At 69.8% G+C, this 14458-nt stretch carries 16 protein-coding genes; 3 read left to right on the top strand and 13 right to left on the bottom strand.

Features of this window, described 5'->3' with window-relative positions; all coding sequences use genetic code 11:
• Positions 1-25: 25 nt before the first annotated feature.
• The 4 genes from SNOV_RS09940 to SNOV_RS09925 all read right to left on the bottom strand — a co-directional run bounded on the left by SNOV_RS09940 (position 26) and on the right by SNOV_RS09925 (position 3151).
• On the bottom strand, positions 26-637 hold the full coding sequence (locus SNOV_RS09940; RefSeq protein WP_013166791.1) for a chemotaxis protein CheW: 612 nt from the start codon (positions 635-637) through the stop codon (positions 26-28).
• Entirely contained in the window at positions 621-2009 is a 1389-nt protein-coding gene (locus tag SNOV_RS09935) for a CheR family methyltransferase (protein WP_013166790.1), read from the bottom strand. Before SNOV_RS09935 ends, SNOV_RS09940 begins: the two co-directional genes overlap by 17 nt.
• The gene (locus tag SNOV_RS22930) at positions 2006-2467 is read right to left on the bottom strand and encodes a chemotaxis protein CheW (RefSeq protein ID WP_187291106.1); all 462 of its coding nucleotides are present in this window, start codon (positions 2465-2467) and stop codon (positions 2006-2008) included. Before SNOV_RS22930 ends, SNOV_RS09935 begins: the two co-directional genes overlap by 4 nt.
• A gap of 396 nt (positions 2468-2863) precedes the next feature.
• A complete protein-coding gene (locus SNOV_RS09925; protein ID WP_013166788.1) occupies positions 2864-3151 on the bottom strand; it encodes a hypothetical protein in 288 nt (95 codons plus the stop codon).
• Positions 3152-3424: 273 nt separating this feature from the next.
• Here SNOV_RS09925 and SNOV_RS09920 point away from each other — a divergent pair, with 273 nt between their 5' ends.
• Both SNOV_RS09920 and SNOV_RS09915 read left to right on the top strand, forming a co-directional pair.
• A complete protein-coding gene (locus SNOV_RS09920) occupies positions 3425-4144 on the top strand; it encodes a response regulator (protein ID WP_013166787.1) in 720 nt (239 codons plus the stop codon).
• On the top strand, positions 4141-5661 hold the full coding sequence (locus tag SNOV_RS09915; protein ID WP_041782150.1) for an ATP-binding protein: 1521 nt from the start codon (positions 4141-4143) through the stop codon (positions 5659-5661). Before SNOV_RS09920 ends, SNOV_RS09915 begins: the two co-directional genes overlap by 4 nt.
• Positions 5662-5841: 180 nt before the next feature.
• Here SNOV_RS09915 and soxA read toward each other — a convergent pair whose 3' ends face one another.
• The 9 genes from soxA to SNOV_RS09870 form a co-directional block, all read right to left on the bottom strand.
• A complete protein-coding gene (gene soxA / locus SNOV_RS09910; protein ID WP_013166786.1) occupies positions 5842-6612 on the bottom strand; it encodes a sulfur oxidation c-type cytochrome SoxA in 771 nt (256 codons plus the stop codon).
• Positions 6612-6932, bottom strand: coding sequence for a thiosulfate oxidation carrier complex protein SoxZ (soxZ, locus tag SNOV_RS09905; protein WP_013166785.1), 321 nt, complete (start codon positions 6930-6932; stop codon positions 6612-6614). The genes soxA and soxZ overlap by 1 nt, the downstream gene beginning before the upstream one ends.
• Positions 6929-7402, bottom strand: coding sequence for a SoxY-related AACIE arm protein (locus tag SNOV_RS09900; protein ID WP_013166784.1), 474 nt, complete (start codon positions 7400-7402; stop codon positions 6929-6931). Before SNOV_RS09900 ends, soxZ begins: the two co-directional genes overlap by 4 nt.
• Positions 7399-7815, bottom strand: a complete 417-nt coding sequence (soxX, locus tag SNOV_RS09895) for a sulfur oxidation c-type cytochrome SoxX (protein ID WP_013166783.1) — start codon at positions 7813-7815, stop codon at positions 7399-7401. The genes SNOV_RS09900 and soxX overlap by 4 nt, the downstream gene beginning before the upstream one ends.
• A complete protein-coding gene (locus SNOV_RS09890; protein ID WP_041782148.1) occupies positions 7812-9086 on the bottom strand; it encodes an FCSD flavin-binding domain-containing protein in 1275 nt (424 codons plus the stop codon). Before SNOV_RS09890 ends, soxX begins: the two co-directional genes overlap by 4 nt.
• Positions 9061-9375 (bottom strand): c-type cytochrome, encoded by a 315-nt coding sequence (locus SNOV_RS09885; protein ID WP_244412918.1) that lies wholly within the window; start codon positions 9373-9375, stop codon positions 9061-9063. Before SNOV_RS09885 ends, SNOV_RS09890 begins: the two co-directional genes overlap by 26 nt.
• Before the next feature lie 8 nt (positions 9376-9383).
• Positions 9384-11582 (bottom strand): xanthine dehydrogenase family protein molybdopterin-binding subunit, encoded by a 2199-nt coding sequence (locus SNOV_RS09880; RefSeq protein WP_013166780.1) that lies wholly within the window; start codon positions 11580-11582, stop codon positions 9384-9386.
• Between the two features lie 11 nt (positions 11583-11593).
• A complete protein-coding gene (locus SNOV_RS09875) occupies positions 11594-12052 on the bottom strand; it encodes a (2Fe-2S)-binding protein (RefSeq protein WP_013166779.1) in 459 nt (152 codons plus the stop codon).
• A gap of 156 nt (positions 12053-12208) precedes the next feature.
• Complete coding sequence (locus tag SNOV_RS09870; protein WP_013166778.1) at positions 12209-12535, bottom strand: hypothetical protein; 327 nt, start codon at positions 12533-12535, stop codon at positions 12209-12211.
• A 291-nt stretch (positions 12536-12826) separates the two neighbouring features.
• Between SNOV_RS09870 and SNOV_RS09865 the strand changes: the two genes are divergently transcribed.
• Entirely contained in the window at positions 12827-14452 is a 1626-nt protein-coding gene (locus tag SNOV_RS09865; RefSeq protein WP_013166777.1) for a S8 family peptidase, read from the top strand.
• Positions 14453-14458 lie beyond the last annotated feature (6 nt).

Here is a 14458-nt window from a genome sequence, read left to right as displayed (position 1 = left end):
ACGGCCCCATGTTCGGATCGGACGCTCAGGTGGACAGCGTGTCGCGCTGACGGTGGTCGACGACGAGCCGCGCATTCCGCGTCACGGCGTCGGGCGATAGCAGGCTGGCGCCGTCCGGCAGGACGGTCGCGATGAGGGAAGGACGGGCCGGGCTCGCGTCGAGCGTCTCGGCCGCCACCCGCGCCACGCCGAACACCACGTCGGCGGCGATGCCGACGGCGCTGGCGGGATCGTTGATGAGGATGACGAAGCCCGGGGCGGCGGTGGAGGCCGCCGCACGATCGGCGAGCGCGTTCGGGTCGACGACGGCGTAGAGCAGGCCCTGATAGGTCATGATGCCGACATGCGGCGCCTCGACGTCCGGCAGGGGAACGAGGTTGCCGACCGGCGCCACCGCAACGGCATGGGCGACCTCGATGGCATAGCGCTCGCCGGCGCGGCCGAAGACGACGACGTCGCGCCGTTGCGCGGCGGCGTCCGCCGTCTCCAGTGCGGCGAGCTCGCGGGTGCGCCGCGCCAGCCGCTCCGCGATCTCCTCCTCCGTCAGGCCGCCGGCAAGCCGCGTGGCGCTTTCGGTGAGCCGGGCGTGGACCTGTTTCCAGCCGAAGCCGGCGCCGGGTTCAGTGCGGTCGGTCATGGGTGCCTCCCGCGCCGGCCTGTCCCGCCAGTCCGACGCCCAGCCGGCGCGCCGCCTGACGGATCTCGTTCGCCTCGATGGCGAGATGGGCACCGAGTTGCTTGCCTTCCTGCGCGTTGTCGAGCAATTCGACGGCGCGGCGCAGCGAGCGGCGGGCCTGCGCGGTGAGCCCGGTGCGCAGGCAGATGATGGCGTGGACGTAATGTGCCGCCGGCGAGTGCGGCGCCGCCGCCAGCCCGCGCCGCGCCGCCGCCTCCGCCGAGGCGATGTCGCCGAGCGCCTGGCAGACCAGCGCCATCAGGAGCTCCGCCTCGGCATTGGGGCCGAGGATCTGCCCGCACAGCCGGCGGGCCTCCTCGAACAGGCCGAGATCGGCCAGATGGCGTACGCGGGCGAGGCGGGCGGCGCTGTCCGGCGCGGCGACGGCCTTCGGCGTGGCCGCAGGCGGCGGCGCGGCGGCGGGTTCGCTCGCGGGCGGAGCGGGACGCGGTTTGCGCTGAGGTGCCGGACGTCCATCCGGCTTGGTGAACAGGATCGCCTGCCCGGTGGCCTCAAAAGCCAGCGGCGCGAACCATGAGGCGGTGGCTTCGACCGGCGAGACGGCCAGCCTGCCGCCGGGCCGCAGCTGCGCGGTCAGGTAATGCGCGATCCCCGGCTGGCGCGACGGCTCCATGTGGATGATCACGTTGCGGCAGATGACGAGGTCCGCCGGCGCGCCGGGTGCGGCGACCTGCGCGCCGCCGCGCGCGGCTTCGGCCGCCTCGGCGAGGTTGAACAGGCGGAAGGCGACGCGGCTGCGCAGGCCCTCCGACAGGGCGAATCGCTGGCGCCCCGCCGGGCGGAACCACAGCTCGCGCTCGCGCGGCTCGACCTCCTGCACCGCCCGCGCGTCGAAGAGGCCGGCCTGCGCCTGGGTGAGCGTGGCCTGGCACAGATCGGCGCCGACGACGTCCACCGTCCAGCCCGGCTCGCCGAGCAGCAGGCGGTGGAGGATCATCGCCAGCGAATAGGGTTCGTCGCCCGAGGCGCAGCCGAGGCTGAGGCAGCGCAGGTGCCGGCTGCCGTCGCGCCGCCGCGCCTCGATCAGCGGCTTCAGCGCCGCCTGGACGAGCGAGTCCCACCAGCCGCTCTGGCGGAAGAAAGAGGTCTCGCGCACCGTCACCGTCTCGATGACGGCCTGCCAGGCGGGCGCGGTCCAGGGCTGGGTCTCAAGGTGAAGGCACAGCGCCTCGGCATCGCGCGCGCCGGCGATCTCCATCGCTTTTGCGAGCGCGCGCGGCAGCAGCCGGTCGAAGCGCTCGGGCATGGCGAGGCCGAAACGCTGCGAGATGAGCGAGCGGAAGGGGGCGAGATGGCGAATGTCCGCGTTCATGCGCCGGCCTCCCCGGCGCCGCCGGCACGATGGCGCTCCAGCGCCTCCCGGAGATGCTGCTCGTCACCCTCGGAGAGCCAGCCGTCGGGATCGCGCAGCACGACGAGGTCTTCCCCATCGGGGCTGCCGGCCAGATAGCCGGCTCCCGGAACGAGGTCGTCGAGCGCACGCCACGCGTCTTCTGGAAGACGCAGCGTGCCTTCGACCCGGTCGCACAGCAGGCCGCAGCGGCGCTGCGCCGTCTCCACTACCATGAGACGCGCCTCCAGCCTCGGACGGCCCGCAGGCAGAGCGTTTCCGGAGATATCGAGCACGACGAGCGGGGCGCCATGCAGGTTGGCGAGACCAGCGACGCGGGCGGGGGCGTCGGGCAGGGGGGTGAGGAGCGGGGCGGCGACGACCTTGTGGACGGCTTCGAGCGGAACGCCGAGGCGCAAACCGCCACACCGAGCAACCACCACGTCGTGGCTTCGCTCCGCCCCCCGCATCGAACGCTCCTGAAGTTGTCTTCTATTGCGCTACGTAAATTATCGGACCCGACCGACCGCCTGTCCAGCGCGGTTGGCGTATTATAATACCGTAAAACAAGTAGATTTGTCCTTTTTTGTTTGTATTTTTGAGATTTCGGCAAAATCTTTGAGGTGCCATAGCACCTATATGCGCGCAGTGCGTGTAATTGCGGGGAATATGGCGCGATCGTTAGCCGGATTTGGATAATACCAGATGGCGGCCGGCCTCGGCCGCCGCGCGGGCCGCGGGCGCATGTGCCGCCCCCGACGCGATGGCAAGCCACCGGCAAAAAAAATGGCGGCCCCGGTGGGGGCCGCCACTCCTGTTGGCTCGGGAGGAGCCGGTCAGCGCGACGAGCGGGCGTTCTGCTCGATCTGGCTGGCGATGTAGGGCTCGACGCCCTGCGTGGCCGGGCCGCCGACGGTGGCGTTGCGGCCCTCGACCGCGGCACCGCCCTCGGTCGCGTTGCGACCCTCGATGACGGGCATATAGGTCTGCGGCGCGAGGGTCGAAGCGCCGTAGCGCGGGGTGGCCGGCGGGCCGTCTTCACGGGCCAGCGCCGGGGTGGCGACGGCGGCGGCGAGCACAGCGAGGCCGAAGCCAAGAACGGGCAAGGAAACGATCTTCGACATTGTTCAAGTCCCATGTTCCGGGCGATCTATATGGAACATAACCGAAGGTCATGATCACGCGATCGCGAGGTTGATCTAAACATCGTCTGACGAGAAACAGTCGCTGTCCCGTCGTCGATGCTGAGGTTTTAGAGGGGGCATGTCGCAGATCTTTCGCAGCGGCCATACGACTGTGTCGCCGCCTGTCGCCGCTGCCGTCGCTGTGCAAGGTTTGATACAATTTCCTCGGAGCGATCCTTCGCGCGTGACGTTATGTAGGTTGCGGAGAGAGCCATGGAAACAGCGCCGCACATCGCCATCGTCGACGACCATCGCGACATTCGCGATCTCGTCGGCAAATACCTGCAGAAGCACGGCTACCGCACGAGCCTGGCCGAGAACGCCGCCGCGTTCCGCCGCCTGCTGGACCGCAACGCCATCGACCTCGTCGTGCTCGACATCATGATGCCGGGCGAGGACGGGCTGTCGCTCTGCCGCTATCTCCGCGAGAGCAGCACCGTTCCCGTGATCATGCTCACGGCCATGACGGAGGAGACGGACCGCATCGTCGGCCTCGAGCTCGGCGCCGACGACTATCTCGCCAAGCCGTTCAACCCGCGCGAATTGCTGGCGCGCATCAAGGCGGTGCTGCGGCGGGTGCAGAGCCTGCCGCCGCAGCGCGGGCAGCTGAAGGCGAAGGAGGTGCGCTTCGAGCGCTGGTCGCTCAATGTCGGCCGCCGCGAATTGACCGGCGAGGACGGCATGGCGGTGCCGCTCTCCACCGCCGAGTTCCGGCTGCTCAGCGTCTTCCTCGACCATGCCGGGCTGGTGCTCAGCCGCGACCAGCTTCTCGACCTTACCGTCGGCCGCTCGGCCGAGCCGTTCGACCGCGCCATCGACAACCAGGTCAGCCGGCTGCGCAAGAAGATCGAGTCCGATCCGAAGTCGCCGACGCTGATCAAGACCCATTGGGGCGGGGGCTACAGCTTCTCCGCCGAGGTGGTGCGGCAATGATCGGCCTGTGGAACCGCAGCCTCACCGCGCGCTTCGTCGCCATCATGCTGCTGGCGCTCGCCGTCTCGCAGGGCATCAGCTTCGTATTGTTCATGGACGAGCGCGGGCAGGCGCTGATCAAGGCGGCGAAGACGGAGTTCCTCAGCCGCAGCGCCTCGGTTGCGCAGCTGCTGGAGGCGACGCCGCCCTCGCTCCATCCCGATATCCTGCGGGCCAGCGGCACCAGCTACACTCGCTTCTGGGTGACGCCGGAATTTCCCTCCGACGCGACCGCGTGGCGGGACGAGGCGAAGGCGCGCCTTGCCGCGCCGCTGCCGGCGGCGGCGAGCCTGACCGGCACGCCGCAGCCGGCGACCGCGGAACTGCGGCCCGTCACCCAGGCGACCGGGGCGGCGGCCGCCTCCTCGCCGGACGATCCGGCACTGAAGCCCTGGACCGAGATGCCCGCCCATGCCTGGCCGCTCTCGCGCCCGGCCAAGTTCCTCTATCTCGGGCAGGACAACGGCATGGGCCTCGCGGTCCGGCTCAAGGACGGTTCCTGGCTGTCCTCGGCGGCGGTGAAGAAGATGCCGAGCCTGTGGACCGCACAGTCGGCCATGTCGCTCGCGGTCACCGCCTTCATCCTGTCGATCTGCGCCGCCTTCATCGCCCGTGGCATGACCGGGCCCATGCGCCGCCTCGCCGTGGCGGCGGAAGCGCTGGGCCGCGGCGAGGGCGTGGAGCCGCTGCCCGAGCGGGGGCCGGAGGATGTCCGCCAGACGGCGGTCGCCTTCAACCTCATGCAGGCGCGGCTGCAGCGCTTCGTCGAGGACCGTACACGCATGCTGGCCGCCATCGGCCACGATCTGCGCACGCCGATCACCTCCATGCGGCTGCGCACCGAGTTCGTCACCGACGACGAGACGCGCGAGAAGATGCTCGCCACGCTCGACGAATTGCGGGCGTTGACGGAGGCGACGCTCGCCTTCTCGCGCGAGCAGGCGGCCGGTGAGCCGACGCGCAGCGTCGACCTCGCGGCGCTTGTCGGGAGTCTCTGTGACGACCTCGTCGAGCTCGGCTTCAACGTGTCCTGCGTGGAAGCGCCGAAGATCGGCTATCGCTGCCGGCCGGACGGGCTCAAGCGCGCCTTGCGTAACCTCGTGGAGAACGCGGTGCGCTACGGGCAGTGCGCGCGTGTCAGCCTGTCCAGCGGCCCCGAGGCGGTGGAGATCGTCATCGAGGATGACGGGCCGGGCATTCCCGAGGACGCCATGGAGCGGGTGTTCGAGCCCTTCGTGCGCATGGAGCACTCGCGCAACCGCGAGACCGGCGGCATCGGCCTCGGCCTGTCCATCGCGCGCGACGTGGTGCGCCGGCATGGCGGCGACATCGTGCTGACCAACACCGGCAGCGGCCTGCGCGCGACGATTACCCTGCCGCCGGCGGAGATGCCGGTCGAGGGTCAGCCGGCGCCGCGCCCGGCACGCCGCCCCGGCTTCGCCCGCGCCGCCCTCGGCAAGCGCTCGCCGGCGACGTGAGGGGGGAGCCGTTCATTCGCGACCGGGGTGCTTGGAGGTTGTCATGGCCGGGCTTGGCCCGGCCATCCATGCGTTCGATTCAGCCTGACGCCCGGCAAGTCGTGGATCCCCGGGCCAAGCCCGGGGATGACGGTCAGAAGGCGGTTTTCACCAATCCTGAGAGCCGATACGGCCAGCCCCTTACGGCCTCACCGCCGGCGTCTCGACGGGCATCCCGGCGGCGCGGCTGTTCAAGTAGAGCTCCAGCGCGATGAACTCCGCCGCGCCATAGGCGAAGGGCTCGGCGCGCACGCCGACCATGCAGCCGCGCATGCGCCGCTGCAGCGAGCCGACCGCCTGCCATTCCAGCCGATAGATCGGATAGCCGGTCGGGTGCGCTTGCGTGACGGCGCTGCCGCCGAGCCGCCCGCGCCAGTAGGCATCGTGGCAGGACGAGCAGGCGAGATCGAGCTGGCCCATGCGCGTCTCGAACAGGCGCTTGCCCTCGGCACGCGCGGCGTCGAGGCGCGGATCGTTGGGCGGGGCGATGGGCATGCCGCGCGACTGGTGGCCGACATAGGCGGCGAGGCCGAGCGCGTCCTCGCTCTCGCGAGGCAGGGTTTCTGCCTGCTGGCGTTGAGTGCGGCACTGGTCGATCTTGCCTGCGAGGTCGATGGGGGCGCCGCTCGCCGCGTCGAAGGCCGGGTAGCGGGCGGCGACGCCGCGCATCGAGGCCGCCGCCTCGCCATGGCAGGAGGCGCAGGAGCGGCCGGAGGCACCCGCCGGCTCGTTCCACAGCGTTTCGCCCTGCAAGACCCAGAGCATGCCGGGATTGGCGGTGTCGTCGGCCTGTACCGCCCGCGTCTGCGCCGACATGAAATCGGTGCCGGAGCGGCGCTCGGCCGCCGGGATCGCCTGCGCGGCGGCCGAGCCGGCATAGAGCAGGGCGGCCAGCGCGAGGCGAGCCCTCATCAGCTCACCGAAATCTCGGCGCTCGCCGTCTCGACCTTGCCGTCATCGTCGGTCCAGCGGAAGGTCAGCGTGCCGCTCTTGGTCGCCACCGTGCTGAAGGCGACGAAGGGATTGGCGGACATGGCCGGGTGGAACTCGGCGGAGAACACCTCCTCGCCATCGTAGTCGCAGGCGAAATGGCGGATGATGTTGCGCGGGATCGCCTGACCGTTCGGCCCCATGCGGTAGCCGGTCTCCATCGGGTGGGCGATCATGGCGCGGATGTCGACGATGTCGCCGGCCCTGGCGGTCTTCGGCACGCTGACGAGGGTGCGGCTCATGACAGATCCTCGATGCAGGCGGCGAGCGTGACGATGACGTTGGCCGAGCTCGACCAGTAGCTGCCGTCGCTCAACTCGGCGACGGCGATCAGCGTCTGCGAGGTGGCGAGCCTTATGCGGGTGGCGATGCGGGCGCGGCCGGCGCGCGGGCCGAGGGTGAACACCGCGACGTCCGCCTGCAGGTTTTTCTCGTTGAACAGGGCGATGCGGCGCACATGCTCGTCCGCGGTCATCGGGCTCTCGACCGCGATGGTGACGCCGACCGCATTGCCGTTCTCGACCAGCGGCGGCACGTCGAGCGTCACCTTGCCGGTCTGGATGGGCTTGCCGCCGGTGAAGCCGCTCACCGCCTCCTGTAAGGAGGGCCGGGCGAGCGCGCGGGCGGACGGCAAGGCGAGCACCAGCAGCCCCGCGCCGCCGGCGAGGATCAGGTCGCGCCGTCCGATGGCCCCCGCTTGCTTCACGCTCATTCCTTCAGGCTCGCGAGATAGACGACGATGTGCTCGATCTCCTGCTCCGCCAATATCGGCCGGCCGCGCCACGCCGTCCCGACGCGCTCACTGCCTTGCGAGGCGACATAGGTCGGCATCAGGCTGTCGGGATTGAGCCGCTTCATGTCGGTGACGCGCAGGCGGATCTCGTCTTCCGACAGCCGCGCGCCGATGCCTTTGAGGTCCGGTGCGAGATTGCCCTGCAGGTGCGGGTTCGGGAACGGGCCGGAATGGCAGAGCACGCACAGGCTCTTCTGCCGGTCGGCGACGAGCCGGGCGCCGTCGGCCGCGTCGCCCGGCGCGAGGCGGGCCGGGCGCGGCAGCGCATCCTGCGCCAGCGCGCCGGAGGGAAAGGCGATGCTGATGACCGCCGCCAGCAGCGGGGCGTTCACCCGAAGGCCTCCTGCGTGATGGTCTCGAACCAGTCCTTGGCGTAGGCCGCCTCCTGCTCGCGCACCGAGCGCGGCGCGTCGAGCGGGCTGGTGCCGCCGGCGTCCTGCACCTCGGCGAGCAGCCCGTTCGTCGGCTCGTAGACGCCGCCGATGGACACCGCCTGGTCGGGCGCGATCAGGCTGTAGCAGGTGTTGATCAGCTTCGGACTTTCCGGCTCCTGCCCGCGCAGCAGGCTGGCGATCGCAGTGGCGCAGGCCTTGGCTTGCGCATTGGCGGTGAAGGCGGATTTCGGCATGGCGCCGCCGATGGCGGCATCGCCGATGACATGGACGTTCGGCACGAGACGGGATTCGAAGGTCACCGGGTCGATCGGGCACCAGCCGGTCTGGTCGGCGACGCCGATGGTGGCGGCGATGGCGCCGGCCCGCTGCGGCGGGATGACGTTGGCGACCGCCGCCTTGTGGCTGTCGAACTCGGTGGTGAGCGTGCGCCCCGGCGCGTCGACCGCCGTCACCTTGCCGCCGAAGGACAGGCCCACCCATTCGACGAGGCCGGGATAGAGCTCGCTCCACGCCTGCTCGAACAGGCGCTGCTTGGAGAAGGCGTCCTTGGCGTCGAGGATCAGCAGCTTGGAGCGCGGCTTGTGCGTCTTCAGGTAATACGCGATCAGGCTCGCCCGCTCATAGGGGCCGGGCGGGCAGCGGAACGGGTTGGCCGGCGCGGAGATGACGACGAGGCCGCCATCCTCCATCGCCTCGAGCTGGCGGCGCAGCAGCAGCGTCGGCTCGCCCGCCTTCCAGGCGTGCGGCATCAATTCGGCGGCGGCCGCGTCATAGCCGGGGATGGCGTCGAAGCGCATGTCGATGCCCGGCGCGACGACGAGCCGGTCATAGTCGAGCATGACGTCGTCCGCGAGCACCGCGCGGCGCTGGGCGGCGTCGACCCGCACCACACGCTGCGGCACATGGACGATGCCGTCATCCTCCAGCCCGCCATAGCCGAAATGCTGGGCGCCGATGTCACGCAGGCCGGCGATGACCGCATTGCTCATCGGGCAGGCGGTGTAGTGCTCGCTCGGCTCGACGAGCGCGACCGACATGGCGCGGTCCTCGCGCTTGAGCGCACGGGCGACGCTCGCGCCGGCGAAGCCGCCGCCGACCACGACGACGCGCGGACCCGCCTGCGCCAGCACCGCAGGCGCACCGAACACGGCGGCGCCGGCCGCGAGGCCGCGCAAGAGGCTCCTACGGCTGAGCCGGTGGGGGTGCATTGCCGCCGGCGGCGAAATAGTCGGCGATGGCGCGGATTTCCTCATCGCTGAACCCCTTGGCGATGCGCGTCATCACGGTGGACGTGCGCTCGCCGCTGCGGAAGGCGGTCATTTGCGAGACGATCTGCTCCGACGGCTGTCCGTTCAAGCTCGGAATCGGCCCGCGCCCGGCGGCGCGCGGATGGCAGCCGGTGCAGGAAGTGGCGCCGCGCGGCGGTGCGGCCTCGGCCGGCGCTGTCGGAATGGCCAAGAAAGTGGCCACCCACAGCGCCGGCAGCAGAAGAAGCATAAGGCGCATCAGCTCAGCTCATGGTTCTTGAGCGGCAGGGTACGGTAGCGCTTGCCCGTCGCCGCGAAAACGGCGTTGAGCACTGCCGGGCCGGCGACCGCGATGGTCGGCTCGCCGACCCCGCCCCAGAAGCCGCCGGACGGCACGAGCACGGTCTCGACCGCGGGCATCTGCGCGAGGCGCATCACCTCGTAGGTGTCGAAGTTCTCCTGCTCCATGCGCCCGCCCTTCACCGTGCACTCGCCATAGAGGCAGGCGGAGAGGCCGTAGACGAAGGAGCCCTCGACCTGCCGCTCGATCTGCGCGGGGTTGACGACATGGCCCGGATCGGTGGCGGCGACGATGCGGTGGATGGTGAGCTCGCCATTCGTCACCGACACCTCGGCGGCGGCAGCGACATAGGAGGCGAAGCCCATGATCTGGGCGAGCCCGCGCCCGCGCCCTTCCGCCGGCGGCGTGTCCCAGCCGATGCCCCTGGCGGCGGCCTCCAGCACCGCGAGGTGCTTGGGATGGTTCGCCATCAGCTTGCGGCGGAAGGCGAGGGACTCGATGCCGGCCGCATGCGCCATCTCGTCGATGAAGCATTCGACATAGATGGCGTTCTGGTTGAGGTTCACCCCGCGCCAGAAGCCCGGCGGGATCGGCGGGTTGCGCATGGCGTGGTCGACGAGCAGGTTCGGAATGGTGTAGCCGAGATGGCCCTCCGGCAGATTGGCGGTGAGCCCCTGGAACACCACCGGGTCCATGCCGCCCTGCATGCCTTCCGGCCGCACGGTCGCGAGGATGGACTGGCCGGAGATGCGCATGTGCATCGCTGTTACATTGCCCTGCGCATCGAGCGCGGCGGTGAGCTTGGCTTGCGTCGTCGGGTGGTAGTTGCCGTGGAGCATGTCCTCCTCGCGCGACCACAGCAGCTTTACCGGCGTGCCGGGCATCTGCTTGGCGATGCTCACGGACTGGCGGACATAGTCCTGGAAGTTGCCGCGTCGGCCGAAGCCGCCGCCGAGATGGATCTTGTAGACCTCGCACTGCGCCACCGGCAGGCCGGAGGCTTCCGCCACCACGGCGAGGCTGGATTCGCCGTTCTGCGTCGGCACCCACACCTCGCACTTCTCCGGCGTGTAGAGCGCGGTGGCGTTCATCGGCTCCATGGTGGCGTGGTTCTGATAGGGGAAGGCGTAGCTGGCGGTGACGATCTTGCCGCCCGCCGGCGCGCCCTTGGCGAGCTCGCCCTTGGCATCGCCCTGCCGGTTGCCGACGAAGGCGTCCTCGGCATCGAGCCCGGCGCGCAGCATCTCGGCGATGGAGGCGGAGGAGACGCCGGTGTTCGGGCCCTCGTCCCAGGTGATGGGGAGCGCGTCGAGCGCGGTCTTGGCCCGCCACCAGGTGTCGGCGACGACGGCGACGGCGGTGTCGTCGACCTTCACCACCTTCTTCACGCCGGGCATCTTCTCGACCGCGGCCGCATCGAAGCTCGCGACCTTGCCGCCGAAGACCGGGCAGGCCTTGATGGCGGCATTGAGCATGCCGGGCAGCTTGAGGTCGGCGCCGTAGACTTGGCGGCCGGTGAGCTTGTCGGCGGTGTCGAGGCGCGCCAGCGGCTTGCCGGCGATCTTCCAGTCCTTCGGGTCCTTCAGCTTGACGTCGGAAGGCGGCGTCAGCTTGCCGGCGGCTTCCGCCACCTCGCCGAAGCGCAGCGTGCGCCCGCTCGGGCCGTGGGTGATGACGCTGCTGGCCGCCGCGCATTCGCCGACCGATACGCCCCATTGCGCGGCGGCGGCGGCGATGAGCATCTCGCGCGCGGCGGCGCCGCCCTTGCGGACATAATCATGGGAGTCGCGGATGCCGCGCGAGCCGCCGGTGGAATAGCTGCCCCAGACGCGGTTGCGCTTGAGGTTCTCGCCGGGCGGCGGGTATTCGGTCGTCACCTTCGACCAGTCGCATTCCAGTTCCTCGGCGACGAGCTGGGCGAGGCCCGTGAGCGTGCCCTGGCCCATCTCCGAGCGGGCGACGCGGATGACGACGGTGTCGTCCGGCTTCACCACCACCCAGGCATTGACCTCCGGCGGCAGGTTTGCGGCGTCCTGCGCGAAGGCCTTGCCGGCGAAGGGGATGTGGAAGCCGAGCGACAGGCCGCCGACCGCCGCGGCCGAGCCGGCGAGGAAATTGCGGCGGGAGACGGCTGGGAATTTCTGCGCGATGGTCATCTGCGCCTCCCTCAGCCGGCCTTGTCGCCGGCCGCCATGTGGATGGCGGCGCGGACGCGGTTATAGGTGCCGCAGCGGCAGATATTGGTGATCTCGGCGGCGATGTCGGCGTCGCTCGGCTGCGGGTTGCTCTCCAGCAGGCTGGCGGCGGCCATGATCATGCCGGTCTGGCAGTAGCCGCATTGCGGCACGTCGAGCGCCAGCCACGCCTTCTGCACGGGATGCGAGCCGTCCGGCGACAGGCCCTCTATGGTGACGATCTTCTGGCTCTCCTCGATGGAGGAGACCGGCATGACGCAAGAGCGGGTGGCGACGCCGTCTATGTGCACGGTGCAGGCGCCGCACTGGGCGATGCCACAGCCGAACTTGGTGCCGGTCATGCCGAGCTGCTCGCGCAGGACCCAGAGAAGCGGCGTGTCGGGCTCGGCCTCGAACTCCTCGACGCGGCCGTTTACGGTCAATCGAGCCATGGTGGGGGTCTCCCTCTGAACCCGTGTGGACGGGAGGGGAGGCTAGGGCGGCGCTGTCGCAGAACCGTGCCTTCCCATGCGGGAGTTGTCGCAGAACTGTGCGGACGCGGGGCTTTGATAAGAATTGATACAATTCGAGGCTTAGGCGTTCCGCGGTCAGCGTAGCCCCTGACGGTCGACCAGGATGCGGTGGATCTCGATGCGCTCGGGCAGCTCGATCAGCAGCTCGGGATCGCGTTCGAGATGATGCACCCTGGTCGGCTCGCCGCCGGTGAAGGCAGTCATGGCCTGCATGTCCGCCCAGTAGGAGATGGTGACGAACCAGCTCTCCTCCGGGCGATCCTCGCGAAAAAGCTGGACGCCGAGGGCGGTCTTCTCCAGCGGCGGGATGCCCTCGGTGCGAATGTAGCTGTCGTAGAGATCGGCGACGTCCGGCCGGGTGCGGCCTCGCCAGATGCGGGCAATGGTCGGTGTGGTGGGCACGGGACCCTCCCTGATGGTGTCCCGAACTAGCTAGGGCAGGTCGGCGCGGCGGCCATTCCCAAACCAGAGCTCGCGAAGTTCGGAAATACAACCATACCGATTGACAACGGGAATGGGGTGCCTTTTGATTTTTGCGAGCAGCGGCTCGGGGGCGGACATGGCTGCATTTCCCATCGGCTTTACCGGCCGGACGACGACGCGTGAGGGATGCTCGCGCGCCGGCCTCGGAGTCGGCGGCGCTGCAGGCATTCATCTCCTTCGCCGGCGTCGGACCTGAGCGGGGAGGGCGGCATGGCGGAGAACGGCGACGCGAAAGACGGCAGCGGCCAATCTGCCTCGCGCAGCCCGCTGCAGGAGAAACAGGCCCAGTACAAGGTCTCGCCCGAGCTGATGGGGAAGTTCGGGGCCGATGAGCACCAGCGGCTCCCGGTGGTGATCGAGCTCAATCTCGATTTCGAGCGCGGTGCCGCCGGCGCCAAGGAAACCGTCGTCGGCCTGCTCAAGGCGATGAATGTGGAGCCGACGGCCGGTGCCGAGAGCCGCTACCACGTCTTTGCGCGGCTGACGAAGGAGCAGGTGCAGGAGCTCGCCCGGCGGGACGGCGCGTCGCGGGCGCCCCACCCTGACGCGGCCAATTTCGAGGGCGCTCCTCGCGCTCGCAGGCCGAAAAGGGGCGAGAAGGTCCCGTCCGCCATCTACAAGATCTGGCCGGATCGCGAGCTCAAGGCCTTCCTCGACCGCTCGCTACGCACCATCAAGGCCGATGCCTGCACGCGGACCTTCGGCTCGGATGGCCTCGGCATCATCTGGGCGGTGATCGACAGCGGCATCGACGGCGGCCATCCGCATTTCAGGACCTATGCGACGCTCGACCTCAGCCCTGTCGCGCCCCATCAACTGCGCGGTGCGCTCGTGGTGGGCCTCGACCACAAGGACTTCACCGGCGGCAACGACGCGCTGTCCGATCGTTTCGGCCATGGCACGCATGTCGCTGGCATCATCGCGGGCGCCACGCCCTTCAAGGAGACCAACGGCGTGCGCAAGGCGAAGCCGCCCGCGGTCAGGGCGTCGAGTTCCCGCGACGAGGACGACAATGTGCGCACCCGGATCGCCGAGCTGGAGCAACTGGTGACCGGCGTCGCCCCGCGCTGCAAGCTGCTCAGCCTCAAGGTGCTGGATGAGCTGGGCAGCGGCGAGGAGCGCTCGCTGCTCGCAGCACTCGACTATGTGGCGCGCATCAACGAGGACGGCCGTCTCATTCGGGTGCACGGGGTGAATATCAGCATCGGCTACCCGTTCGATGCCGAGTGGTTCGCGGCGGGGCAGAGCGCCATCTGCGTGGCGGTCAACCGCCTAGTGCGCACCGGCGTCGTCGTGGTCGTCGCTGCGGGCAATGAGGGCTCGGTCGAGATGCAGCTGGGCGACGGCAAGGTGCGGCGGATCGGCCTCGACCAGTCGATCAGCGATCCCGGCAATGCCGACCTCGCCATCACCGTGGGCTCTACCCACGGCGACTCGCCGCACACCTATGGCGTCTCCTATTTCTCCTCGCGCGGCCCGACAATCGACGGGCGTCCCAAGCCCGACCTCGTGGCGCCGGGCGAGCGCATCGTCTCCTGCGCCTCGCGTGAGAAGGTCGCGGAACTGAGGGGCGAGGGCGACGTCCAGGACCCCGCCGGCTGGCTCGGTTCGAAAGGGGACACGGCCACCTTCTACCGCGACGAGACGGGGACCAGCATGGCAGCGCCGCACATGTCCGGGGCCGCGGCGGCCCTGCTGTCGATCCGGCGGGAGTTCATCGGCCAGCCGGAGCGGATCAAGGAAATCTTCGTGTCGAGCGCCACCGACCTGAAGCGCAAGCGCGACTTCCAGGGCGCCGGGCTGCTCGATCTCATGCGTGCGATCCAGTCGGTATGAGGGGGC

This window comes from Ancylobacter novellus DSM 506, assembly GCF_000092925.1.
Classification (GTDB): domain Bacteria; phylum Pseudomonadota; class Alphaproteobacteria; order Rhizobiales; family Xanthobacteraceae; genus Ancylobacter; species Ancylobacter novellus.
The sequence above is the reverse complement of the archived record's forward strand: the minus strand, read 5'-3'. Positions and strand labels throughout refer to the sequence as shown.